This is a genomic window from Oscillatoria sp. CS-180 (assembly GCF_028330965.1).
Taxonomy (GTDB): Bacteria; Cyanobacteriota; Cyanobacteriia; order Phormidesmidales; family Phormidesmidaceae; genus Halomicronema.
The window spans coordinates 45569-69654 of sequence record NZ_JAQMUB010000011.1; the positions used below are offsets into that span (position 1 = coordinate 45569).

Sequence of the window (24086 nt, forward strand, 5' to 3'; positions counted from 1 at the left end):
CCTATTCCTTCGTGACTGGCATACTTGACTTTGCGGGAGGGACTAAGCCTCCTATGATTGCAGTACAAACGTGATTGGCCGATGACCTATGGACGCATCTGCAACTTCTCCTATTTCTATTGATGCTCAACAAGTGCAAGAGGCATCAGCCGAATTGACCATTTTGGGGGCGGGCGCATGGGGAACCGCCTTAGCCAAGCTGGTCAGAAAAAACGACCATACCGTTTGTCTATGGTCTCGCAGAGGTGAGACAACGCTTGCAAACGCAGTTTCAGGTTCCCATATTATCCTCTCCGCAATTTCGATGAAGGGCGTATCCGCCACTGTCAAACAGTTACAGGAGCTGAACATTCCGCCTGAGACGATTTTGGTGACTGCAACGAAAGGCCTTGACCCAGAAACAACCCGGACGCCCTCTCAAATTTTTCAAGATACCTTCCCTGATAATCCTGTTGTCGTTTTGTCAGGTCCTAACCTTTCCAAGGAAATTGAACAGGGCTTACCAGCAGCAACCGTTGCGGCAAGTACCCATCCTGAAGCTGCAGAGGCCGTTCAGTACTTATTCGCTTCAGATATTTTCCGGGTCTACAGAAGTCTGGATCCGTTAGGGGCTGAACTCGGCGGCACGTTGAAGAATGTGATTGCGATCGCAGTGGGGGTGTGTGAAGGACTCAACCTCGGCTCCAATGCCCGCTCAGCCCTGATTACCCGAGCGATGCCTGAGGTGATTCGTATTGGCACCCATTTAGGAGGACAAATGGACACCTTTTTCGGTTTGTCTGGGTTAGGAGACATGTTAGCCACCTGCACAAGTTCCCTGAGCCGAAACTATCGAGTGGGATATGGATTAGCCCACGGAAAACCTTTAGACCAGATCTTAGATGAACTAGGCAGTACCGCAGAGGGAGTGAACACCGCCAACGTCCTTATTCAGATTGCCAATCGAGAGGAGATACCCGTACCCATTTCGCGGGAAGTCTACCGATTATTGAATGGCAAAATTACTCCGAAAGAGGCCGTTGAAGCTTTGATGGAACGCGATCTGAAGGCAGAAGCTTGCCTATTAAATTAGGACACTTCGAGCCTCTGCTGCAAAAACGCCTTACCCATCTCCAAGTCAGTTTGTGATCGCATTCTCATGTCGTCTATGAGGGAATGTTTCACACCTACTGTAATATGAACGGTTATGTAGATTGGTTGAGGATGATGCGATCTATGCAACCTTGGGCTTGGAGTGTGGGTCTGTGTGTGTTAGTGGGTTATGGAGGTGTGCTTCGACCGGTTGAAGCGATCGCCTCAGATGACCTGTCAGTGGAAGAAGCGCTGACTACGGAAGACATTTTTACCGATGATCACAGCGATCAAAATGAGGCTGCGATCATCCCTCAACCTAGGTCCATAACGCTGCTCCGGTTTGAAACCCAGCACTACATCGTACGCATCTATCAAGACAGTGAGCTAACCTACCTCAACGTTTATAACAAAGAGACTGGCTTTACTGATAAGAACGGGGTGTTAGCTATCCTCGCAGAGCCGGAAGACGAGGAAGACTCTTGGCTCACCTACATGAACCTGTATGGCGATTTGGAATATCGCGCCAGGGTTAATCCAGAGGGCGAGACAGAATTAGAAATTCGGGTTGCAGGTGGCCCTCCAGCCCAACCTGAGTTGGGATTTAACGCATCTTATAGTTTCCCTCACGTGTATTTAGGCGCAGACGTCGAGAACACGGTGGCTATTCTGACGGAGTCAGGGTGGGTGGTCGATTTTACCGATCAATCTGCTGTCGAACTTACCCGGGATGAAAGCGTTCTAGGCATCAAGTTTGACCCAGATACACAGACGATTACCTATACTCAGCTCGTCGACTTGCTGTAGCGCTCGTTGGTGGCTTGACTGTCGCGTAGAGCGGAATTGTATTGATGGTTTTGTACAGCCTACAGTCATGATGTTTGTAATTCAGACTATGGTCTTACGAAGGGTGTAAGGAGGCTTCCTTGCAGCGAATTGTTGTCGATGTCGCGCAGGTTGACGGAGATTTACTCCGATTGACACCTGATCAGCAGCACTATTTGGAACGAGTGCTGCGGCTACAGCGGGGCGATCGCTTCCTGGCATTAGATGGTCAAGGGACTATCTGGCTATCAACCCTTTCCTCCATAGAGGGGCAAGCTCATCTTTCCTCATTGTCAGACTTTGGTGATACCCAGTTAGCTCCTGATCAGCCTTACATTACGCTGGCAGCCTGCTTACCTAAACAGGGATTCGATGAAGTTGTGCGACAAGTTACTGAGTTGGGCGTTCATCAAGTTGTGCCCATTCTGAGCGATCGCACGCTATTGCGACCTAGTGTTAACAAGTTGGAACGATGGCGGCGGATTGCGACTGAAGCAACGGAACAATCAGAACGTTTGGTGGTTACCCAAGTTAGAGAACCGATGGCTTGGTCGAAATGGTTAGAAACCGATACGTCTGACCAGCGCTATCTCTGCGTAGCTAGGCGCTCTGCTCCTTCGTTGCTATCTGTTTGTTTGTCGAGACAAGCTACGTCTATCGTTGTTGCAATTGGTCCAGAGGGCGGATGGACCGAGATCGAGGTCGAAGGGGCAATCACAAAAGGTTACCAGCCTGTGATGCTTGGCAGAAACGTGTTAAGAGCTGTGACAGCTTCGGTAACGGCACTTTCGATACTCCAAGCTAGCTTAGTTTTCGCTAGTATTGACCCATTCCAGGTAGACCAGTTATGAATACTGTCAAGACGACGCTAGAGACCGAAACCTCAAATTGCTTAGCTGGGTTTCATGCGCTTTCTGATCCCCTTAGAGTTCATGTTATCGAGCGGTTACGTACGCAGGAAATGTGCGTATGTGACCTTTGTGGAGAGCTTGATGTCAGTCAGTCCAAATTGTCTTTCCATTTGCGAGTGCTGAAAGACGCAGGTTTGGTACGAGCTAGACCCCAAGGACGCTGGACTTATTACAGCCTTAATTTGCCCCAATTTGTTGTCCTCGAACAGTACTTGTCAGACTATCGGCGATACAGCCCGATCATTCCAACAAGACTGTGTGATGATGGCGAATAAGTAGATCGGGACGTTTAATCATATTTTCCTCGCTGTTCTGTTGTTGCCGTTAGGGATGACAGGTAAGCTTGGTATATATTGATAATGGTTAGGAATTAGCCTGTGGAACAGGGTGCACTGGGTCAAGTAATTGACGCGCTTCATTTTGCAGCCTATAAGCATCGATATCAGCGGCGTAAGGATGTTGAACAAACGCCTTATATCAACCATCCCATTGAACTTTTGAGAATTTTGTTCGAGGATGGCGGTGTTCGAGATCCGGTTGTTTTGGTGAGTGCTCTACTGCACGACACTGTGGAAGATACTGAGACAACTTTAGAAGAGATTCGATCTCGTTTTGGGGCTGATGTTGCTGCGGTCGTTGAGCAGGTCACGGATGATAAATCCCAGCCCCAGGATGTCCGCAAACAGTTGCAGATTGACCATGCTGCGGATTTGAGCGATCGCGCTAAGCTCGTCAAGCTGGCTGATAAAACCGCTAATCTAAGAAACGTCGCTCAATCGCCACCCCCTGATTGGTCTCTAGAACGGCGTGCTAACTATTGCAATTGGGGTAAACGTGTCGTTGATGAGATGCGAGGCATTCACTCAGCGTTGGAAGCCCTATTTGACGAGACTTATGAAGCAGCCTATAAAACTTGTAACCCACAGTTCACGCTGGAAAAATAGCTCAGTGTTGACAACAGCTATGCCGGCTGGGTCATATTTTCTAGAATCCTGTTAGCCTTCTGAGACTTAGCCTACAGCAACCTAAACAGGATGTTTGTGGACGCAAAGCGTCGATGACAGGCGAATGGGCTAGTATGGTTGCTTGAGTCGCATTCGTCGTTGGAATTATTGGGTCATGAGCAAGGGCACGCTTTTTGATAAGGTTTGGGATTTGCATACAGTCGGCACACTTCCATCGGGACAAACCCAGCTTTTCATTGGCCTGCATTTAATTCATGAAGTTACCAGCCCTCAAGCATTTGCCATGTTGCGAGAGCGGCAGCTCAAGGTCATGTTTCCAGAGCGCACGATCGCTACAGTAGACCACATCGTGCCAACGGATAACCAGGCGCGTCCGTTTGTGGACGTTTTAGCCGAAGAAATGATGCAGGCACTGGAAAACAACTGTCGCGAGAATAACGTTACTTTTTACAATATCGGTTCGGGTAATCAGGGTATCGTTCATGTCATTGCCCCCGAACAAGGTCTCACCCAGCCTGGAATGACGATCGCCTGCGGTGACAGTCATACATCGACTCATGGAGCCTTCGGCGCGATTTCGTTCGGCATTGGAACCAGTCAAGTGCGTGATGTTCTTGCCTCTCAAACCTTGGCTTTGGCTAAGCTTAAGGTCCGGCGTATTGAAGTGAATGGCACTCTTGCCCCTGGCGTTTATGCCAAAGATGTGGTTCTTCACATCATTCGTCAGCTTGGTGTGAAAGGGGGCGTGGGCTATGCTTACGAATACGCTGGAACAACCATCGAAGCGATGTCGATGGAAGAGCGGATGACCCTTTGCAATATGTCCATCGAAGGGGGGGCTCGCTGCGGCTATGTCAACCCAGATGTCGTGACCTATGACTACTTACGAGGTCGCAAATTTGCACCTGGTGTGGAGCAATGGGATGAGGCAGTTGCTTGGTGGGAAAGCATTCGCAGCGATGCTGATGCTGAGTACGACGACGTTGTTGTGTTTGACGCAGCTGACATTCCGCCGACGGTCACTTGGGGCATTACACCGGGTCAGGGAATTGCCATAAACGAGCATATTCCAGCGCTGGATGATGTCGAAGAGAGCGATCGCGCGATTGCCGAAGAAGCCTATCGATATATGGGGCTACAACCGGGCACGCCGATTCAAGGGATTAAAGTGGATGTCTGCTTCATTGGGAGCTGCACGAATGGTCGTTTAAGTGATCTGCAAGAAGCCGCAAAGATTGTCCAGGGTCGCAAAGTGTCTAAAGCTGTAAAAGCCTTTGTTGTTCCAGGGTCAGAGCGTGTTAAACAAGCGGCTGAAGCTGAAGGATTGGACACGATTTTTGAGGCGGCTGGATTTGAATGGCGAGATGCTGGCTGTTCGATGTGTTTGGCGATGAATCCTGATAAACTTCAGGGCGATCAACTGAGCGCTTCTTCTTCTAACCGGAACTTCAAAGGTCGTCAGGGATCTTCCTCCGGGCGCACGCTGTTGATGAGTCCAGCCATGGTTGCCGCCGCGGCGATCGCCGGCCAGGTCGAAGACGTTCGCACGTTGCTTACATAGACATCTGCATCTGTAAATTGGCTTCGCGTTAATTAATTATTAAACTTAGTTTCGCCCTATCTTAAGAACCATTGTTGAAGATGACTGGTAGGAATATCTATCAGTTCAACTTGGTACTCAAGTGTGAGGCAAGGTGTTCTGCAGGAAGCCCTTCAGCCAGCTAGAGGGCAGGTCAGATATTTTTGTGATGTTCTCCGGGAAAATCCAACTGTGTTTGCAAAACCCTCTTTGCTTCCAAGCCCTGCCGTAAATTCTCATCGCCACGATTTTGTCGCAGTGCTAGAGCAACTTTATCGGGAGCGTACGCTGACTCCCTACACGGCGGGGCGAACGATTCCCTTACGCCTCAATGAAGTTCTTATCGTCTGTCGTGGAGTGGTCCAGCTGTATACGATTCAGCAGGATGGTAGTGAGACGCTGCTGGGTTTAGCGGGACCATCAATGCCAGTAGGTTTGCCACTGACGGTGGTTGATCCCTATTGGGCGACAGCATTGACTGATGTCGATGTGCTGCCTCTTCCGATGACGGAAATTGAGTCTTCACCGCTGCTGATGGCCGGTATTTGTCGTCATCTTATGCTGAGGCTTCAGCAATCAGAAGCGTGGTTGGCCATTTCAGGAAAGCGATTAGTTGCAGATCGGCTAAGGCAGCTATTGCTGCTGATTGCTCAGGACTTTGGTCAGGTTGAAACCTGCGGCGTACGAATTCCAGTCAAACTAACTCATCATCAGTTGGCGACTGCGATCGGAACCACTCGCGTCACGGTCACCCGCTTGCTGAAGGAATTTAAGGAAGAGGGCTGGCTACAAACTCAACAGCGATATCTCATCATTCAGCTAGAGCAGCTCCACAACAGCAGCTGGTCTCGAATGTATGCTTAGGGTACTGCGCCCAGACCTATGAAACTTGCCAATGCCAATGGTTGTCATAAAGTTCGATGTAGCGCCAGAAGAGCTGCATCGAATGAGCCGATGACGCTTCTTCGGACGGGTTAGAGTGCTGCGATCGCTCTAAGCTAATCTTTGAAAGCTGGCTCAGATAGGGTAGGTCTTCTAACATCGTTAAGCTGGAAGCAATGATAAGGATGGCTTTCAAGAGTTCCCTCGGCCATTGCAGATCGGTAAACATTTGTACCGAGAGAATGTGCTCCTCTTCATTCAAGGGCAATACGCTGAATAGAACGTGAATACACTTCTGTCGGTATGCCGGAACGCGCAGTTCAATTTGATAAGGCGTATGTAGAATCAAATCGACCTCCACGCTGGGATTTCGCCACATCCTCAGGATGTTGGTTGATGAATCTAATACCGTTCGAAACCGCATCATGCCTCCGGTTTCGGTCTTTTGGAACTGACTAACTTTGGTGACCTTTAAGTTACCGAGACTGAAACGGTGAATCTCTTCGAGATGCTTGAGATTCAACAGGTGATAAATCTGGCACTGATGGGAAAAAGGGAGTCGATATTTCTGCTGAGCAACACAAGGCGCAGGTAAAGTTACGCCAGAAAAGCGATCTTCTATGGGCTGAGGCAACTCGATGGAGTCAGTCTCGGAAAGTCCGTGGGGGTTGGCAGCCATACCCACAATAAACCAGATCGATAGAGCTGCTAACGCAACCATACAGTGAGAAGACGCGGTAACTGCTGCAGCGCTTCCACCGAATGCTGCTAAGCCTCGATCAATCGCCCCATAGAGAAACGCTGGAATACCTAGCAGCCAAACACCACACATAAAGATGTTGCGCTTCAGAAAGTCTGCGATCGGTAAAGTAGGGCGGCTGATCCTTTCTAAATAGCTCTCGGCATGTTGAAGCTGATGCATAGATGCTCCTTCCCAGAGCCAAACATTAACAAATCTAAACTGACGTTAATTAACTTTTTGTGAAGTTGCCCTCGTCCTGACGGCAGATATCTTCCACAGCAAAAAATAATAGATTCGTACTATAACCTTAGCCATCTAGTTCTTATGCGCCCAATCGCATTCGGAGGCTTAGCGTATCGTCAGAGGGTTCGCTGTCTTCTGTTAGGTCTAGCTTTCAGTGTCCTTGTCTATGCCTAAATTCTTGCAAGCTTGGCAGCCCTTACAAACTGATGGCTCCCTTTCAGATGAACCTCTATCACTTGGCTCCTTCATTTCTTTCGGCAGACAGAGCTACAAGACCAGAGTGAGTATGTAACCTCCTAGTAAGCCATATGCCTTCAGTCTAAATGTGGTTTTGCTGCTCTCGTAATCATCTAGGAAACATGACGACTTCTTTGAATCAGTGGCCCAAGTTGCCAAAAGCGCAGGGCAAGCTTGTTTCCACTTTGATGATTATCATTACGGTCATCCTGAGCATTCATATTCTGAAATTGACTCGCCCTGTAGTCTTGCCGATCGCCTTCGCGTTCTTCATTGCGGTCTTGGCAGCTCCTCTACAAGAATGGTTGGAGCGGCATTTGCCGAAGTGGGTCAGTATGGTAGTCGTGCTGCTGGTGTTCGGTGGCGTGGTGGGCGTTTTCGTTGGAGCGGTCATCCTGAGCTTAGAACTCATCGAACCCAAGCTGCCTGAGTACGGAGATCGTTTGCAGCAGCTTATACAGTCTGCACAGGCTTGGTTGAGTAGCTATGGTTTACCTATGGGTGAAAATGGCCAAACCAACGGAGCTATTTCTCAACTGCTACAACAAGCACTTGGTGGAGTGCAGTCATTGTTAGGAGTACTGAGTTTGTTAGTGTTGGTGGCCTCTTTTTTAGCGCTATTGCTGTTGGAGATTGGTCAGTATCGCGATCGTACGCAAAAAGCTTTTCCTGGCAAGGCAAGCGATCATATTATTCATGCCGTTTCTAGCATGGGTAACAAGTTGCGTCGCTACTTTATGGTGGTTGCATTTACCAGTTTTTTGACAGGCATTTTAACGTCGGCTTGGTGTCTAATATTAGGCGTTGACTTAGCCTTTGTATGGGGATTGTTGGCCTTCATACTCAACTTTATCCCTACGCTAGGCTCAATTATTGCGGCAGTTGTTCCAGCTCTTGTAGCAACTTTGTTTCAAGGACCTGCAATTGGTGCGGCAACTTTAGTCGGTTTAGCCATTATTCAAACAATCTTGGGTAACTTTGTTGATCCTAAGTTGCAAGGCAAGTATCTGAAACTTTCTCCCTTTGTAGCTCTCCTATCGATTGTCTTTTGGGGTTGGGTTTGGGGAATTCCTGGAGCCTTTTTAGGTGTGCCAATGACTGCCGCAATTGTATTGTTTACTAATGAGTTTGAGTCTAGTCGATCTATTGCCATCATGCTAGGAGGAACAGATTGATTGGAGTATGTCGTGTTTAAAGTATGATGTGGCTAGTACCGCTGCGCGAAATTCAAAGATTTAAAATTGAGAATACTCTGCGAGAAGAGCAAAACTCTACAAAACTAAGACAGATAGGTTTCCTCGTATTTTGAAGTGAGCATATTTCTGCTTCAAGACCAATGGACTGCTAGATGGTGATTAAAACTCTATAGACGGCTTTTTTTAGATCCTCTTCTACCTAATAATTTATAGGCATATTTCTATGGATCTATTTCATTAGGAATAGACCATAACAAAGAATTTCTATCAACAATCAAACCTATAGGCAGATACCGACTATCGGCAGAGTTTATAGACTTGACCTCAGAGTTCATAGAGAGATTTTTTTGGACTTGTAGGACCAGTGAATGTAAGCAGTTTCGAGGGTTGTAGCGTCGCCAGTTCCATGAGGACAAGCCGGCGAGCTGTTTAGCGATGTGCTAGGTGCCTGGATCGATTAGGTACACAAGCCTAGAGGGCTAAAGCTATCAATACCTATTGAAGCGAGTGTAAAGATATCGAGCTGAGTCGTTCAAAGAACATAAGAGTCTCACTACGAATTGATGTCATTGAAGAGGACTTTATGAAGACCTTAAAGCAGTTTTTAAGTAAGATTTCAATGCGGCACTTGTTGGCTACTTTCTTAGCAGGGGTACTTGTGCTATCTAGTGTTGCTTGCAGCAATAGCCCAACAACTTCAAAAACAACAGTGCCTCAAACACCTACCGTTCGTGGAACCGTTGATACGCCTCAGGCTGCCAACCCTAATTTGGCTGACCAAGGAATGTACCCTTATAAAGATACACAGCGCGACACAACTGTTGCTGATGCAAAAGCAGATCGATCGATTAAGCAAGCTGAGCGTCGTCGCCGTCAAAAGCTTCAAACTGGAGGCTATGTAGATGATGTAGCTCCAGCTAAATCTATTAGGGAACAAGCTAAGGATATTGGTCGCTCTGCTGAGCGTGCCGCTGAGAACGTTGGTGATTCAACTCAGCGAGCTGCTGATAATGCTGTTCAGAACACCAAGAAGGGTTTGCAAAATTTGCGAGAAGGTGCCAGCGACGCTGCTGAGCGCGCCGCTGATACGATCGATCCAGCAACCTAATGTCTAGGCTTTTGGTAGCAGATGGGACTTGCGCAAAAGGGCAACCCGGTAAGAACGAGCTGTCCATAAAAGCATCAATTCCATAATTTAGGCGTGAGTAATAAAGTCGTGCTTAATTGGGACATGAGTTCGCTGCCCACAAGATTTTAGTGTTATGAGCGGGAGCAGTAGGTGTGCTGCTCCCGCTTTTGCATAGATTCGACAAGGAGGGTTAAAGGGGCCAAACAATCGTCAACTGCCTGGCTCCCCTAATATCCTAAATAGATTTCAAGCTGTCATATGGAGTCGTCCCCGTACCCTAAATTCGAACAATATTGAAATTTAGAAGGAGGGAACTTGTAGGGGTTCGCCAAACCATTCTTGAGAGAGACGTTCAAAATCCCCTGAAAATCGCTTGTGACGGATAAATACGTTAACCCACTCCAACATATCGAGATCACCGCGACGAACACCGATATAGCAAGGGGAATTTTTCATCACAAACTTGTTTTCAATGCTTGCATCTGGATTATCCTGGATGACCTTTGCCGCGATGGTGTTACCCGTGGCGATGAGATCGACTTGATTAGCAAGCAGCGCTGATATGGTGACGCTGTTATCTTCAAAACGCTTGATCTCAACGCCTTCAGGTGCTTTCTCAGATACTTCTAAGTCTTCCAAGGCACCTTGAGTCACACCGATGGTGTATCCACTTAGATCTCCATAGCTGGAAACATTGGCATCGGTTGGCCCATAAATTCCGGAAAAGAAAGGAGCATAAGGCGTCGACGAAAAGTAGATGGATTTTGCCCGTTCAGGCGTTGCGCCTAAGCTGGAAATAACCAGATCAGCCCGACCAGTTTGTAGATAGGGAATCCGGTTGGTGCTAGTTACCGGAATGAGTTCCAAGTCAACCTCTAGATCCTCTGCGATGAGTTGGGCTACATCGACGTCATAGCCTTGAGGGTCACCGTCTGTCCCCACTGAGCCAAAGGGTGGACTGTCTTGGGGAACGGCGATTTTAATAGCACCAGCACTCAAGACACTATCGAGGGTTCCCCCCGCAACTGAAACCTCTCCTTCAGGAACCTCGGTTTGAGCATTAGCGACATCGCTGCCTGCAACGTCTTGAGAGGTGATAGAGCCGCCGGAACAGGCCACAATTCCGATCGCAAATAGCCCGCTTAAGACCAGCGCCGCGATCGCCTTTCCTCTGGCGGCACGCAATCCCAACTTTTGAATCAGTGAACGAAAAACAACATTAACCATAGCTAACCTCGTAGAAAAAAATAGTTTTAACTGCCGTATGCGAAACGACTTTCCAGCCGTTTGCTCCACAGAGACAGGGGGAAGCAGAGACAGAAGTAAATAACGGCGGCAAAGGAATAAACCAAAAAGGGTTGGAAGGTAACATTACTGATAGAAGACGCTGATCGCGTTAACTCAATAAAGCCAATGACTGACGCCAACGACGTTCCTTTGATGACTTGTACAGCAAAGCCCACCGTGGATGGGATGGACAGCCTCACTGCCTGCGGCAATATCACCTTTATGAGTTGCTGAAAGTACTTCATCCCCAGCGCTCGTGAAGCTTCCCATTGACCCAGCGGCACGGCTTCGACTGAACCTCGCCAAATATCGGCCAAATACGCACTGGTGTAAGTTGTCAGGGCAATGCTGGCAGCCGCCCAAGCCGATAAATTCCAACCAAATAGAACAGAGATGCCGAAGAAGACCAAAAACAACTGCATCAGGAGTGGAGTGGCTTCGAAGAACTCGATGTAGAGTGTGCTGATGCCTTTGATAATTGGATTTGGGGAAATTCTCATCAACATCAGCAGAAAGCCAACGATGCCGCCGCCAACAAACGCGATCGCTGATAGTGCGATCGTCCATCTTGTTGCTATCAACAGATTGGTTACGATTTGGGCCAGCGTAAAGTCCTGCATAATTGTCGCTCCAGCACTAACGAATGTATTGAGTAAAGGCAAAAAACCGCTTTTGAATTAGGAACGCCATCCCTTTGATGCACCACACTAGAACGACATAAATGAGGGAAACCGTTAGATAGACTTCAAAGCTGCGAAACGTTCGGGACTGCAAGTAATTGCCCACGAAAGTTAATTCCTCAGCGGAAATTTGAGAGACCACACTGCTAAAAAGGACCGCAAGAACCACTTGACTCACTAAAGCCGGATAGATTTTGCCTAACGCTGGAATCAAAACGATGTGACGAAAGATTTGCAGTTTCTTGAACCCCAAAGACATTCCCGCTTCAATCTGTCCTTTGTCAATGCCCTCAATCCCGGCTCGAATGATTTCTGTCGAGTAGGCACCAAAGTTGATCGCCAATGCTAAGACGGCAGCTTGCCAAGGCGACATTCGGACACCCACGCTGGGCAACCCAAAGAAGAAGAAGAAAAGCTGAATTAAGAACGGCGTATTGCGAAAGAACTCAACATAGGCTGTGGCAACCCATTTCAGAAAGCGATTTTCAGATGTGCGACATAGTGCTCCGGCAATACCTAATACAAGGCCGAAGGCGATCGCGACCACCACAATTTGAATAGTCAGAAAAATACCTTGGATGAAGAAACCAATATTGTTAAAAACAACGGAAAACTGTGGTGTGTAGTCCATGGACTATAGGACTGATAGAGAACATCTGCATACTGTATACAACATACCGATGGACTCGATTAGTATTTGTGTATTCTGATACGGCTCTTCCTGGAGGTTTTGGCAGGAGCAAAGCGTTTCTAGAGATTCAACAATACTCTGGTGAGTTTTTTGAATTCAGTACGAGTCTCTTGAAGGTGAAATGAATCTAGATGGCGATTGCTAATAAGGTCGCCCACAAACCGTCATCCATTCAATTCGGGATCGCAAATCGAAGGACAAAATTTGTCTACCAGCACAAAGGAGAATGGCACAAGCGCTAGCTCGAATTTTCGCTTGTGTGAATTTTATTCACCTCCACGACCTAAATTCTCTCAGGCTGAGAGGAAAAACCTGAACAGGTGGTGAGCAAACATTGAGCAGATTGTAAGGATGTCCACTAACTTGGTAGATGTCTATGCGGAAATGCTTCCAATCTGATAGGGGATCAAGTTCGTCTCTGGTAGTTTCTGGAAAGAAGAGACATCTGATTAGACTTTTGTATAAGTCTCGATGTCATCGGAAGGCAACAAATTTGTTGGGTGCTCTAATGATGTATCCCTGACTCCTATACAATAAATGCAAAAGCCATTTTCTACCTGCTATTAATAAACTCATGTCCTTAACGGCGAATGAATCAACTTTTGCAGATGAAGTCCTGGGATCAAAGATTCCTGTAATCGTTCACTTTTGGGCACCCTGGTGTGGAGTCTGTCGGCTGGTGGAGCCTTTGTTGCAAAGTTTTCAAGACGAATGGCTAGGAAAGCTTCGTCTTGTCAACGTTAATGCAGATGACAATCTCAAGTTAGCTAACCAATATCGACTTACGACGTTGCCAACTTTGATGCTGTTTCAAAACGGCTCTCTTTGTCACCGAATCGAGGGATTTAATGGGCGAGACGATTTAAAGATGTCATTGAGTGATTATCTACAGCGTCTGACGCCTGATATTTATCCTTTGAAGCACATGAAGCAGACCATCCGCATTCCTTCTTTCAGCGAAGTCTCTAATGTTGAATAATACTCAGATTTTGCAGTTGTCCCGACATTGCCTGGTCTGGCCCCCCTGCCCCCCAAATTTGGCGGGTTCTGAGATCGAAGTCCCCAGAATTGGAAGATTTAGGGGACAAATGCAAGATACCGATGTACTAGTGCAAGATCTCAGTAATATTCATCCTTTGAGAGAGGCTTTGCCTAGGTGACCTTGAAGGAGATGGCCTTGCCGCGATCAATATTCACGTGTCGTAGGGTCATTTTGACGATTTGGATTTAGATATCCTTGAATCAACAGATCAGAGGCGATTTGCTCAACTGCAATGTCGGTTAAGCGAATCGCCTCTGTCATTTGAACATGTCCTAAATCTCCAATAGGTCCAGGAGCTGTCGCTCCACCAATTATTTTGGGTGCAACAAACGCAAAGACTTTTTGCACACAGTTTTGAGCGATCGCCTGAGCTGATAGTCGGCCTCCACACTCCCACAATACGGAGCGTAGTCCCCGCTCGTGGAGCTTTTCAAGCACTGCTAGCGGCTCAAGCTGGGCCAAATCGATCACTTCGACGCCTTGGTTCTCTATTAAATGCTGCTTGCTTGCATCGCGATCGCGACTACAAAAAACAAGCGTTTTAGCCATATCCGTTTGCCACAGATGAGCTGAATCAGGCAGATCAAGAGACCGAGTCATAACAACGCGCAATGGATTGCGATCGCTCTGCCCGTGACTAGTGAGGCGAGGATTATCCTGCCGTACCGTCTGCCCACCAACAATCACGGCATCACATCGACTGCGTAACCGATGAACCCAAGCTCGTGAATCCTTTCCGGTTACCCAAGCGCTGTGACCGCTAGAAGCCGCAATTTTGCCATCTAGGGTCATGGCGTATTTCAAAATCCCAAACGGTCGTTGATTTTTCACACTGTGAATGAACACTTCATTCACCCGACGACAGTCTGCTTCTTCTACACCCACGACGACATCTAGACCTGCCTGCCGCAATCGGTTTACCCCACTTCCAGAAACCCGTGGGTCTGGATCAATGTTGCCTATCACAACGCGGCTAATGCCTGCTGCAATGATGGCTTCAGTGCACGGAGGTGTGCGTCCTGTATGGTTGCAGGGTTCTAGGTTGACGTATAGGGTGGCATCTTTAGCGCGATCGCCAGCTGCCCTAAGGGCAAACACCTCAGCGTGAGGTTTTCCAGCCTCCGGATGAAAGCCTTCTCCTAGAACCTGTCCCTCCTTAACAATCACCGAGCCGACCAAAGGATTGGGTGATGTTTTGCCGTCTGCTTGACGAGCTAGCTGCAAGCATCGCTGCATGAATTGTGAATCCGACGGGCTTTTGGTAGTCAATTCCATCTTCAAAGCTTTAGATTCGCACAATGCTTAGGCTCAGGTGTGACTTTCCAAGGAACAATTTTTTGACTTGATGTCTATCAAGCTGCTTAACAATCCTGAGATTGGAGTTTCCCAAGAATTAATTTTCAGCGTAACTTTTATGCCAAGTACCTTAGTACTCTAAGTAAATTCACTGGGCCCTCTTTTCTTGAGAAGCGTTCTTTACCGTGTTGGATTCCCTGGAATGCATCCATTTGAAGTTTTTTGCCCAAACAAAAATTTATTGATATCTCTTAAAGGGAGAATTTCCCACTTTTACTTGAGCAGATAGTATATCACGCAAAGAACATCGAGATCTGTAATATTCTTTTAAGGTTTATCTGAGCGTTTGTGTTAACTTGCTTTAAGTAGGGTTTGATACCTTGCGCTTTGCATGTATGTCTTTTCAGGAACTTGTGATGACAACGACTACTTCGGCAGTTAAGGCTTTTATCGCAGCATGTGACAGCCAAGAGCTGACACGTCAGAGCGTGGAGGAAGCCGTAGAAGGGCTAGTGTGTAGTTCGGATTTTAGGGACCTGCTGCTTGCCTTGATTAACACGGAAGCCTTCTCTAAAGAATTGGGTCAGGAGTTTGCCACGGCAGGAGCTATTCAGGGTCTTTCTGCCTGTCGCAAGCTACGAAGTTGCCTAAACACGTCATTGAGCAACTTCTTTGGTTTGCTGTCTGAGTTACTCTCAGCTTTTGATACAGAGGTCGGCATGACTTGGGCTACCTTTGCTGACGAGGTTCGTCAGTCACCTTTAGGGCATGAGAAGCTGTTGCAGGTTTTGGTGAACAGTGGTGAGGGGGCCTTTTACCAAGATCTCGCAACTCAATTAGTCGAGACCGACCCCCATGCAATCTATCCCACCTCTAGCTACCGTCAGAGTAAGGGCTATGTCGTTAGCACGGATGATGATCAGACCGTTGAGGCAGTCATGACCTCTAGTACCTTTACCTCCATTCGAGTGGTAGAGAATGTTCTGGATCCGCAACAAGCTCTCTTGCGAGATATGTATATTGCTGTGGGTCGCTGTGTCTGTCTAATTGACCAGAACGTTGAGCGCTTTTATGGTGAGCAAATCGAGCACTACTTCAGTCATCACGGCATCACGCTAGATAAACTTGTTTACCGCGCTATGGAGGTTGACAAAGGCATCCATACGGTAGAGCGGATGCTGGGTGACTTCAAACGGCTTGGGGTTTCTCGTAATGAGCCAGTTTTGATCATCGGCGGCGGTGTTCTGACCGACACGGGCGGTTTGGCTTGCGCCCTCTATCACCGCAACACGCCTTACGTCATGCTGTCCACGTCCATCGTGGCGGGTATTGACGCCGGGCCGTCTCCTCGTACCTGTTGCGACGGATTTGGCTATAAGAATCTCTTCGGTGCCTACCATGCGCCAATCCTGTCTATCACTGATCGCGCCTTCTTCAAGACGCTCAAAGAAGGATGGCTGCGACACGGCATTGCTGAAATCATCAAGATGGCGATCGTTAAGGATAAGGAGCTGTTCAGCAGCCTGGAACAAGCGGGTCCTGAGCTGATCACCACTCGTTTTGGCGCTCTGGATTGTCAGTCTGAAGATGAAATCTGCGTTCTCTCCCAAAAGATTCTAGGCGCAGCAATGCGGAGCTACGTTGAGGCTGAATACGACAACTTATATGAGACGCATCAGTGCCGTCCTCACGCCTATGGACATACCTGGTCGCCTGGCTTCGAAATTGCATCTGGATTGCTCCACGGTCACGCTGTCGCGATCGGTATGGGCTTTGGAGCCTACCTGAGCTACCGCCATGACTGGATCAGCAAAGAAGATTTCCACCGCATCCTACGTTTGATTAGCTCCTTCGGATTGAGCCTCTGGAATGACGTCATGCTGAACCGCGATCTGGTTTGGGCTGCTCAGGAGAAGATTGTGCAGAAGCGCGGTGGTAACCTGACAGCACCGTTACCCAAAGGCGAAATCGGCAAGTGCGGCTACCTTAACTCTTTGAGCCATGACGATCTGATTTTGGCGATTTCGGAATATCAAGCTATCTGTACCGAGTACCCTCGTGCTGGATTAGGCATCGATTCACTCTGTAGCGATGTCGGCTTGGAAGATCCGTCTACAATTGCTCACCATGTCCTTTCAGAGGCAGTGCCTGCTCTCACAGAGGAAGCTGAAGAGATCTTATCAAGCGTTACTGAGGTGGCAATTTAATCCGATGCCGATTGCAGAAGCATTTGATTTTGTCATTCCCCTCTTTAAAGTGCGATGGAATACTCGCGCGGTATTAGAGGGGCTGACAACTCACTACCAGCCTCGTGCCATTCATATCGTTACGCCTGAGGCGGAGGCGCGATCGCTCCGCGAACAGGTCGAAAGCTGGCAAGTCGCTCCTCTCCACGTACATGAAGAGGAGCCTTTCTTCCAAACCATTGGTCTGTCTAAAGAAAGCATTTGCGCTGAATTAGACTTGGGTGAATCCCTCTACACTCCCGGGTGGTTCTATCAGCAACTTTTGAAGCTGGGAGCGTTTGAAGGAATCGCCGATCTAAGTGAGTGGTACATGGTGTGGGATAGCGATTTGCTCCCTGTAGCAACTTGGCCCATTTTGCAAGAGGTGGGAGGGAATGTAAGACACTCTTTTGCCTTGCTTCAGCACAATCAGTACGGCAATGCCAAGATTGTCGAGACTTGGGCCGAGTGGATTCGCTCGGTGCTGAAGGTTGAGCCACTGACGGATGATGTGGGTACTTTTGTGCCCCACCATATGTGGTTCAAGCAGTCTCACCTGAAGGCCTTTGCTCAGCAGGTGAAGGACTACTATCAGTCTGATGATCATTGGCTGTTGCTGATGATGCGCTCAGCCAATGATTTTGGTACCTTCAGCGAGTATTGGGCTTATGTCTCTTGGGTGGCGGCAAACGCACCTGAAGACTTGTCTTTCTATCCGTACGATCGCTATGGCGAAACCACCGAGCGATTCTTCGACGACGGTACAGGACTATTCTCAGCCGCCCTGAAGCTGGGACAGGCTGTCGCTGAATTAGCCGATGAGCCATTCTCACCGAGCTATGAAGTTGTGTCAGCTTTTGTCAACGTCGAATATGGCTCCGATGAGCCACCCTCTTCCCTCGCCTTTGAAAGTAGCCCCCGCCACTTGAAGAAGGATGAAAAGAACATGCACATTGAAGAGTCGCGATCGCGTTGGAATCCTCGTATGGCCGAAACAGCTAGAACCTAGAAACCGTATGGGAACGCGATAGGTCGCGTTCCCATAAGCGTATTGCGACAACCAGCATCGGCGTGAAGAACATGCTTCGTTCCAGTGCGATCGCCGAGCTTCACTAGTTGTTGGCAAAAATTGGACTCAAGATTGCCGTTTTCTAGGGACTCCATTAAGCAATCTCTTGAGTAGGGAACCATTGGTCCCTACAATTATAGAAATTCGATTAATAGGCAATAATACGCAGTTCGGTCAGGAGGAATCATGCCCAGCCGTCCAATCATTCTAGGGATTGTGGGCGATAGCGCAGCAGGCAAAACGACGCTCACTCGCGGGATCGCACAAATTCTAGGCGAAGACCAAGTTACCGCCATTTGTACCGATGACTATCACCGATACGATCGCAAACAGCGCAAAGAAATGGGAATTTCTGCGCTGCATCCAGACTGCAACTATTTAGACATTATTGAACAACATCTTCAACTTTTGCGAGAAGGCAAGCCGATTCTTAAGCCTATCTACAACCACAGCACGGGGATGTTTGATCCGCCGGAATATATTAAGCCGTCTCGGTTTGTCATCGTTGAGGGACTACTTGGTTACTCAACAGCCTTTGCTCGGGAATGCTACGACGTGATGGTCTATCTAGCGCCTCCTGAAGAGCTGCGTGCCAATTGGAAGATCAAGCGAGATACCCGTAAGCGGGGATATACCGAAGATCAAGTGCTAGATCAGCTCAAAGCCCGAGAACCTGATTCTGAAGCCTTCATTCGTCCTCAGCGTCAATGGGCTGATGTTGTGGTTTCTTTTTACCCACCTGAAGCAGATGAGGGCGTTGATGATTTGCTACTGAATGTCAAGCTAGTTTTACGTCCCACCATCCCCCATCCAGATTTCACTCATATTCTGGATGATAAGGGCAACCATTTAGGCGATTCCATTCGACTGGGACTAGAGCGAGATATGGGTAAGCCTGTCGATGTATTAGAAATTGACGGACACGCAACCCAAGAACAAGTGCAAGAACTGGAGCGTATTCTCTGTAATGAGGTGCCTTTTTTAGGACAGTTCTGTAGTCTCGAAGGCAATGAGGACATTGGTAAAGTAGTTGGCACGACTGGAGAAACCCTGCAAAGCTATCCGTTAGCTTTAACTCAGCTTTTCATCACCTATCACATGCTCAAGGCAGACAAGGTAGCGCAGCAGCTAGCAGCCTAGACGTGTCGTTGACGAGTAGCGTTTGGGTGCTGGGTCTAGTACCGCTACGCGGAATTCAGAATACCCTCCGAGGAGGGCAAAGCCCTACAGAATTCAAAATACTCTGCGAGAAGAGCAAAGCTCTACAAAACTCAGGCCGATAGCTTTCTTAGTGCTTTGAATGGTGAGCCTGTTTCTGCCACAGTGTACTAGCCCGATCGCTGCCGTTTTGTCCTAATGGAACTGACAACGGCTGTACTTAGTTGCGATAGTTTCACCATCCACAGGTGGACTGAAGAAATACCCCTGTCCCAAAACGCATCCCATCAGCTTTAGAGATTCTATTTGGACTTCAGTTTCAATACCTTCGGCGATCATGTCCATATCGAAATGATCGGCTAGTGTTTTAATGGACTGCACCAAGCTCAAATGCTTCTGTCCTTCTGCCATCCGCTGAATAAAGGAGCGATCAATTTTAAGCACATCAACAGGAAAGCGATGGAGGTACGTGAGCGAGGAGTACCCCGTGCCAAAATCGTCAATTCCTAAGCTAATGCCTCGCTCCTTTAGGCTTTGAAAGGTTTGAACCGCAAGATCTGAATCTGCCAAGATAGCACTTTCGGTAATCTCTAGTTTTAAATATTGACTTTCCAAGCGGGTTTCCTGGAGGACTGCATCGATCCGCTTGAGGAGATTGGGTTCATTGAATTGCTGTACAGACAAATTAACGCTCATAAATACATCTGCCGGAAGCTGCAATTGCTGCTGCCATTGGTACATCTGACTGCAAGCTTCTTTCAATACCCATTGCCCAATTTTTATGATCAGTCCAGTCTCTTCTGCAAGGGGGATAAATTCATCCGGTCTGATGAGTCCGGCAATAGGATGTTGCCATCGAACTAATGCTTCAAAACCAGCAATTTGTTTCGTTTTGATATTGAAAATAGGCTGATAATAAACAACTAGTTCTCCTCGTGATAAGGATTGATGTAGGTCTGTTTCGAGCTGTAAAGAAGAGCGTATAGCCAAATGCATTTCAGGTTTGAACAGGGTATAGCCGGCACCGTTGCGTTTAGCACAATACATAGCGATATCAGCATCCCGCAGAATATCGGTTGCCTGCTGATAATCTGAGTTACTCAATACAATACCGATACTACAACTGCTGTAAAACTCTTGGTCGGCAATTCTAAAGGGATGATGAAATTGCCTGTGAATACGTTGGGAAACCCGGACGGCTGATTGAGCATCTTTAATCTCTGTCAATAGGATGGTAAATTCATCTCCACTAAAACGAGCGATCAAATCAGCTGCTTTGATACAGCGGCTCAAGCGTTGAGAAATTGCCCTTAACAGCTCATCTCCTACGATGTGTCCAAAGGAGTCATTGATTAGCTTAAAGCGATCGCAACCGATGAATAAAACCGCAAATGAAGCTTGAGGGTTAGCCATCATTTCCGATAATTTGGTTTTGAGATAAGTCCTATTAGGTAGCCCCGTAAGCTCGTCCCGAAAAGCTTGGTCAGTCAACTTTTTCTGGACCTGACGCCGTTCTGCTGTTTCTTGTAGCAAGCTGAAGTTTGCGACTTCTAGTTCTTGAGTTCGTTGACGAACTTCTTCTTCTAAATACTGGTTGAGTAATCTCAGTTTGAGCTCTGTTGCTTTTCGGTGCGTAATGTCTTCAACCAGAATTAAAATAAACTGGCCATTATCCTGTAAGAGAGGACTGGGCTGAGTAGCCCCTTTGAAAATTTCAAACCGCATCTCAAACCATTTTGAGTCTCGCTTGCGCTCAACAGCAGCAACCGTTTGCCCTTGAGAAAGCGTTTTCGTTATTCGCTGCCACGTGTCGGTTTCCAACCACTCTGGCACTATTGCAGGTGTCAAGGTCTGGCCCAGCTTAATGTTTAGATATTGCTCTGCTAGGGAATTGCAGAAACAAACCCTGTCATCGCTATCGACAGTCAACATTGCAATAGGAATGGTTTGGGCGATCGCGGATTGAGTGGCCTGCGCCCGGCTTAGCATATTTGCCATCAATGCTAATTTGCGAACCTCATCCCCTAAATCTTTAGAAATTAGGGATGTCATTGTCGGCTCAATTGAAAGATGAGTTGTGCTGTAGCGATAATGTTGCCATAGCGATTCCAAAAGCCTATCCAGAGCTACACTTTCGCGGATCTGCTGTCCCACGATGGTAGTCACTCCTGTTAGCCCTAGTGACACCAAAGGCAGCGATCGCGGCAACAGATAGTTTTGCTGGAATAACAGCACGCTGAAGACCAACCAGCCTAACCAGGCCCCTAAAAAGAAGAGTAATTGCCAGAGCAGGGGGCGTCGGACAAAGCAATAGCTGACACCTGGCATAGCTATTAACGTCAAAATCCACAGCCACGGTCCTGCAATAGGGCGTAAAGAACGCTGTTGCAGCAAGTTATCCAAGACGGCAGCCTGTAATACGATGCCACTAGCAGGAGGATTATCGTCGTAAGGCGTGGGCAGGGCATCCACTCCTGTCGCAGTCATGCCGACCAACACGAGTTTGTCTTCCAATAGACTTGGCGAAATACGGCCTAACAAAACGTCGCTAAAGGAGTAGTGCGGTAAGTTTTCGGCTGATCCTGGCCAGTTAACCCATAGGGGGCGATCGAGGGACGGTAGCTCAACGAGGGTGTGGGTTAAGGAGAAAACCTCAGCCAAGACAACGGCAAAAGCGGGTTCGTCAGCTGCTTGCAAACGAACGGTATGAACTAAACCGTCGCTTTCGACTTGTTTGAGTACATGTCCCGTCGCGATCGCCGCAGATTGCAAAGATTGTGTTGATGTCAGCAGATGACTGTCTTCGTCTACACCTGACGAAAGCACAACATTGCCAGCCTCGGCTATTTCTCTTGCAAATGCAGCATCTTCGGCGCTCGGCTCAACAAAGAAAATATTGAACCCAATGCCCGCAGGTGGGCTAACTGCCATGCGCTCAAGCAGTCGTGCATAAGTGCCGCGAGGTAGAGGAAACTGCCCTAGCTCGGTGAGGGTTGCGTCATCAATTGTGAGCAAAACAATGCGATCGTCCCAAGCTTTCTCTCCTCGCACACGAAACAGCCAGCGATAACTAGCATTTTCTAAATCTGCTAATGCTCCTGTCTGATTCAAAATGAGGGTAATCAGCGAGGCTAAGGCACCTGGTAAAAACCGCCATTGATCTTTAAAGAAGCGGGATATCATACACAGTCTCATCGCCTAAAGGTGTGACTATTCGAACGTCGATGTTAGCTCCGTAAAAAGCAGGGACTTCATACGTGAATTCACCTAGTTCGTTCAGCTGTTGCAGTTCATCCTCAACATAAACTTGATTGATGGGATCAATCTGACCAACGATGCGTAGATATCGCAAACCGTCACGAACAACGATTTCAATTTGATAGTTAAAAAAAGGTTCCTCAGGGATAGGCTTAGGCGGTAAAGGGGGTTCACCAGGCCGTATCAGCGTTTGAAAACCCTCCGGCACTGAAACCTCAACAGATTCCGCTTCTGCATAAACCTCACCGCTTTGAGTTGCCACGCCTGTTCTGCTGTCTGACGGATGCACGAGGACGCCAAATTCAGTCCCTCGCACACCTGTAACTCCTGAAGGTGTTTCAATTTCTAGCTCTGAACTGGGATGAGTAAAGCGGCGTAGATTCAAGCTCACTCCTCCCTGCGAAACGTAGAGGCGAGTAATGTAACCGCCGTCATCAGCAAAATCTAAGCTTTGAATGGCAATCTCTGTATTCTCCTGAAGTGCGATCGTGCCTACCCCTGTATCGACTTCTAAGGTAGTTGATGCGTTAACTTCGGTTTGTACACCGTCTCCTGTAGCCATCAATAAATCGCCAACCTCGGCTGGACGGCGTCCCCCAATGTTGGAATACATGACCCTGCCTGAAATATCGCGTACTGAAAGCCATCGATCTACTCGAACATCGATGGCTTGTTGCGCTCGGATTGGAGATAAAAGGAGTGAAAAAAAGCTTCCAAAAATGAAGGCAAAGCCTCCCCAAAATCTTCTTTTACTAATTGCAGCCATTATTTTTGATTGGGTAAGATCATTTGAACTTCAACTTGTGATTTCGATCATTTCAAAGATGCTCTCAGTGACATTTAAAGTGTGATCACAATCACCTAAAAGTGCCCTGATGGAAATCTGTATTTTCAACAACTTCATAAATCAAAAGATCTAATTCATGGCTGTACAGAGTAAGCGTTCGTTCCAGTGCCAATGAGCATTACCCTTAATGCAACACTCATTGATGGACCATACCAATTTTTGCGAGTACTCTCAGTATATTTGACTTTATTGAATTGTAAATTTCAGACTTGACGACCAGTCGATCTAGTTATGTAGATCAACATTTAGGGATTAGATGGTGTCTCAAAACTGCATCTTCACTGCATTCTCACCTTGGCCTATCTTTCTATTTATTCTTTTTAATTAACAACTTGAGTATTAGTTAAATGATGCCTCTAGACCTTGGCTTTGAGCTAGGTTACTATTCAACAAAGCTTTTTATCTTCATAAGGGATCTACATATTGCAATCCTTCCTTGACATCAAAGGACGTTTTAAGTCATTGCCTTTAAAGGCTATTTAGTCAGCTCTAAAGATGCCAGCTTTACAGCCCAATCCCTAGCGATTTTTAGATTTTGTGCTGAATTCTTACCGACACAACTCAGCAACGATAAGCTGTGACTCTTTGGAAGGACAACTGCGATCGCTTAATTCGGTGATAACTCCTAAACGCTTACGTCTTCATGGCTTTGTTGATCCGGTGAAGGAAAACAGAGCACGTCGCTTAAACGACACGACTGGCGACAGGTGAGGAAATTGCCCATCCAAAATTGAGGTTAAGCTCATCGGAATG

The 24086-nt window shown here is 47.6% G+C and carries 21 protein-coding genes; 13 read left to right on the forward strand and 8 right to left on the reverse strand.

The features are described 5' to 3' along the window. The first annotated feature begins 88 nt into the window (after positions 1-88). From PN498_RS01695 to PN498_RS01725, 7 genes are all read left to right on the forward strand, one after another. Positions 89-1072 (forward strand): NAD(P)H-dependent glycerol-3-phosphate dehydrogenase, encoded by a 984-nt coding sequence (locus PN498_RS01695; RefSeq protein ID WP_272060943.1) that lies wholly within the window; start codon positions 89-91, stop codon positions 1070-1072. A gap of 131 nt (positions 1073-1203) precedes the next feature. Next, entirely contained in the window at positions 1204-1878 is a 675-nt protein-coding gene (locus tag PN498_RS01700) for a hypothetical protein (RefSeq protein ID WP_272060944.1), read from the forward strand. 119 nt (positions 1879-1997) lie between these two features. Then, the gene (locus PN498_RS01705; RefSeq protein WP_272060945.1) at positions 1998-2747 is read left to right on the forward strand and encodes a 16S rRNA (uracil(1498)-N(3))-methyltransferase; all 750 of its coding nucleotides are present in this window, start codon (positions 1998-2000) and stop codon (positions 2745-2747) included. Continuing rightward, on the forward strand, positions 2744-3082 hold the full coding sequence (locus PN498_RS01710; RefSeq protein WP_272060946.1) for an ArsR/SmtB family transcription factor: 339 nt from the start codon (positions 2744-2746) through the stop codon (positions 3080-3082). Before PN498_RS01705 ends, PN498_RS01710 begins: the two co-directional genes overlap by 4 nt. A gap of 102 nt (positions 3083-3184) precedes the next feature. After that, positions 3185-3751, forward strand: coding sequence for an HD domain-containing protein (locus PN498_RS01715; RefSeq protein ID WP_272060947.1), 567 nt, complete (start codon positions 3185-3187; stop codon positions 3749-3751). A gap of 175 nt (positions 3752-3926) precedes the next feature. Then, positions 3927-5333, forward strand: a complete 1407-nt coding sequence (gene leuC / locus PN498_RS01720) for a 3-isopropylmalate dehydratase large subunit (protein ID WP_272060948.1) — start codon at positions 3927-3929, stop codon at positions 5331-5333. Positions 5334-5561: 228 nt separating this feature from the next. After that, positions 5562-6215, forward strand: a complete 654-nt coding sequence (locus PN498_RS01725) for a Crp/Fnr family transcriptional regulator (RefSeq protein ID WP_272060949.1) — start codon at positions 5562-5564, stop codon at positions 6213-6215. Positions 6216-6231: 16 nt separating this feature from the next. Here the strand turns inward: PN498_RS01725 and PN498_RS01730 are convergent, their stop codons facing one another. Further along, on the reverse strand, positions 6232-7155 hold the full coding sequence (locus PN498_RS01730) for a hypothetical protein (RefSeq protein ID WP_272060950.1): 924 nt from the start codon (positions 7153-7155) through the stop codon (positions 6232-6234). 422 nt (positions 7156-7577) lie between these two features. Here PN498_RS01730 and PN498_RS01735 point away from each other — a divergent pair, with 422 nt between their 5' ends. After that, positions 7578-8630, forward strand: a complete 1053-nt coding sequence (locus PN498_RS01735) for an AI-2E family transporter (protein WP_272060951.1) — start codon at positions 7578-7580, stop codon at positions 8628-8630. A 604-nt stretch (positions 8631-9234) separates the two neighbouring features. After that, positions 9235-9759 (forward strand): DUF6658 family protein, encoded by a 525-nt coding sequence (locus tag PN498_RS01740; protein ID WP_334312213.1) that lies wholly within the window; start codon positions 9235-9237, stop codon positions 9757-9759. Between the two features lie 321 nt (positions 9760-10080). On the opposite strand, the gene PN498_RS01745 is transcribed toward PN498_RS01740, so the two are convergent. The 3 genes from PN498_RS01745 to PN498_RS01755 are packed head-to-tail and all read right to left on the reverse strand — an operon-like array spanning position 10081 to position 12378. Beyond that, positions 10081-11007 (reverse strand): transporter substrate-binding domain-containing protein, encoded by a 927-nt coding sequence (locus PN498_RS01745; RefSeq protein WP_272060953.1) that lies wholly within the window; start codon positions 11005-11007, stop codon positions 10081-10083. A gap of 26 nt (positions 11008-11033) precedes the next feature. Next, positions 11034-11687 (reverse strand): amino acid ABC transporter permease, encoded by a 654-nt coding sequence (locus PN498_RS01750; protein WP_272060954.1) that lies wholly within the window; start codon positions 11685-11687, stop codon positions 11034-11036. A 16-nt stretch (positions 11688-11703) separates the two neighbouring features. Next, complete coding sequence (locus PN498_RS01755) at positions 11704-12378, reverse strand: amino acid ABC transporter permease (RefSeq protein ID WP_272060955.1); 675 nt, start codon at positions 12376-12378, stop codon at positions 11704-11706. Between the two features lie 634 nt (positions 12379-13012). Between PN498_RS01755 and PN498_RS01760 the strand changes: the two genes are divergently transcribed. Then, positions 13013-13417: a thioredoxin family protein gene (locus PN498_RS01760; protein ID WP_272060956.1), complete on the forward strand. Its 405-nt coding sequence runs from the start codon at positions 13013-13015 to the stop codon at positions 13415-13417. Between the two features lie 207 nt (positions 13418-13624). Here PN498_RS01760 and ribD read toward each other — a convergent pair whose 3' ends face one another. Beyond that, the gene (gene ribD / locus PN498_RS01765; protein WP_272060957.1) at positions 13625-14755 is read right to left on the reverse strand and encodes a bifunctional diaminohydroxyphosphoribosylaminopyrimidine deaminase/5-amino-6-(5-phosphoribosylamino)uracil reductase RibD; all 1131 of its coding nucleotides are present in this window, start codon (positions 14753-14755) and stop codon (positions 13625-13627) included. A gap of 437 nt (positions 14756-15192) precedes the next feature. Between ribD and PN498_RS01770 the strand changes: the two genes are divergently transcribed. Beyond that, positions 15193-16983 carry a sedoheptulose 7-phosphate cyclase gene (locus PN498_RS01770; protein ID WP_272060958.1) on the forward strand — a complete coding sequence of 597 codons (1791 nt, stop codon included), beginning with the start codon at positions 15193-15195 and terminating at the stop codon, positions 16981-16983. A gap of 4 nt (positions 16984-16987) precedes the next feature. Next, positions 16988-18010: a DUF6492 family protein gene (locus tag PN498_RS01775; RefSeq protein ID WP_272060959.1), complete on the forward strand. Its 1023-nt coding sequence runs from the start codon at positions 16988-16990 to the stop codon at positions 18008-18010. Here PN498_RS01775 and PN498_RS01780 read toward each other — a convergent pair. Next, positions 18007-18192, reverse strand: a complete 186-nt coding sequence (locus PN498_RS01780) for a hypothetical protein (RefSeq protein ID WP_272060960.1) — start codon at positions 18190-18192, stop codon at positions 18007-18009. The genes PN498_RS01775 and PN498_RS01780 overlap by 4 nt on opposite strands. A 64-nt stretch (positions 18193-18256) precedes the next feature. On the opposite strand from PN498_RS01780, the gene PN498_RS01785 reads away from it, so the two are divergent. Beyond that, positions 18257-19210: a phosphoribulokinase gene (locus tag PN498_RS01785; RefSeq protein WP_272060961.1), complete on the forward strand. Its 954-nt coding sequence runs from the start codon at positions 18257-18259 to the stop codon at positions 19208-19210. A 213-nt stretch (positions 19211-19423) separates the two neighbouring features. On the opposite strand, the gene PN498_RS01790 is transcribed toward PN498_RS01785, so the two are convergent. Together PN498_RS01790 and PN498_RS01795 are read right to left on the reverse strand one after the other, a co-directional pair. Beyond that, positions 19424-22411, reverse strand: coding sequence for an EAL domain-containing protein (locus PN498_RS01790; protein ID WP_272060962.1), 2988 nt, complete (start codon positions 22409-22411; stop codon positions 19424-19426). After that, on the reverse strand, positions 22392-23099 hold the full coding sequence (locus PN498_RS01795) for a FecR family protein (RefSeq protein ID WP_272060963.1): 708 nt from the start codon (positions 23097-23099) through the stop codon (positions 22392-22394). Before PN498_RS01795 ends, PN498_RS01790 begins: the two co-directional genes overlap by 20 nt. Positions 23100-24086 lie beyond the last annotated feature (987 nt).

Excerpts from the sequence above, each read along its gene's own strand:
- PN498_RS01695 (WP_272060943.1), top strand. The coding sequence starts at position 89 with ATGGACGCATCTGCAACTTCTCCTATTTCTATTGATGCTCAACAAGTG.
- PN498_RS01700 (WP_272060944.1), top strand. The coding sequence starts at position 1,204 with ATGATGCGATCTATGCAACCTTGGGCTTGGAGTGTGGGTCTGTGTGTG.
- PN498_RS01710 (WP_272060946.1), top strand. The coding sequence starts at position 2,744 with ATGAATACTGTCAAGACGACGCTAGAGACCGAAACCTCAAATTGCTTA.
- leuC (WP_272060948.1), top strand. The coding sequence starts at position 3,927 with ATGAGCAAGGGCACGCTTTTTGATAAGGTTTGGGATTTGCATACAGTC.
- PN498_RS01730 (WP_272060950.1), bottom strand. The coding sequence starts at position 7,155 with ATGCATCAGCTTCAACATGCCGAGAGCTATTTAGAAAGGATCAGCCGC.
- PN498_RS01735 (WP_272060951.1), top strand. The coding sequence starts at position 7,578 with ATGACGACTTCTTTGAATCAGTGGCCCAAGTTGCCAAAAGCGCAGGGC.
- PN498_RS01740 (WP_334312213.1), top strand. The coding sequence starts at position 9,235 with ATGAAGACCTTAAAGCAGTTTTTAAGTAAGATTTCAATGCGGCACTTG.
- PN498_RS01745 (WP_272060953.1), bottom strand. The coding sequence starts at position 11,007 with ATGGTTAATGTTGTTTTTCGTTCACTGATTCAAAAGTTGGGATTGCGT.
- PN498_RS01750 (WP_272060954.1), bottom strand. The coding sequence starts at position 11,687 with ATGCAGGACTTTACGCTGGCCCAAATCGTAACCAATCTGTTGATAGCA.
- PN498_RS01755 (WP_272060955.1), bottom strand. The coding sequence starts at position 12,378 with ATGGACTACACACCACAGTTTTCCGTTGTTTTTAACAATATTGGTTTC.
- PN498_RS01760 (WP_272060956.1), top strand. The coding sequence starts at position 13,013 with ATGTCCTTAACGGCGAATGAATCAACTTTTGCAGATGAAGTCCTGGGA.
- ribD (WP_272060957.1), bottom strand. The coding sequence starts at position 14,755 with ATGGAATTGACTACCAAAAGCCCGTCGGATTCACAATTCATGCAGCGA.
- PN498_RS01770 (WP_272060958.1), top strand. The coding sequence starts at position 15,193 with ATGACAACGACTACTTCGGCAGTTAAGGCTTTTATCGCAGCATGTGAC.
- PN498_RS01775 (WP_272060959.1), top strand. The coding sequence starts at position 16,988 with ATGCCGATTGCAGAAGCATTTGATTTTGTCATTCCCCTCTTTAAAGTG.
- PN498_RS01780 (WP_272060960.1), bottom strand. The coding sequence starts at position 18,192 with ATGGTTCCCTACTCAAGAGATTGCTTAATGGAGTCCCTAGAAAACGGC.
- PN498_RS01785 (WP_272060961.1), top strand. The coding sequence starts at position 18,257 with ATGCCCAGCCGTCCAATCATTCTAGGGATTGTGGGCGATAGCGCAGCA.
- PN498_RS01790 (WP_272060962.1), bottom strand. The coding sequence starts at position 22,411 with ATGATATCCCGCTTCTTTAAAGATCAATGGCGGTTTTTACCAGGTGCC.
- PN498_RS01795 (WP_272060963.1), bottom strand. The coding sequence starts at position 23,099 with ATGTATTCCAACATTGGGGGACGCCGTCCAGCCGAGGTTGGCGATTTA.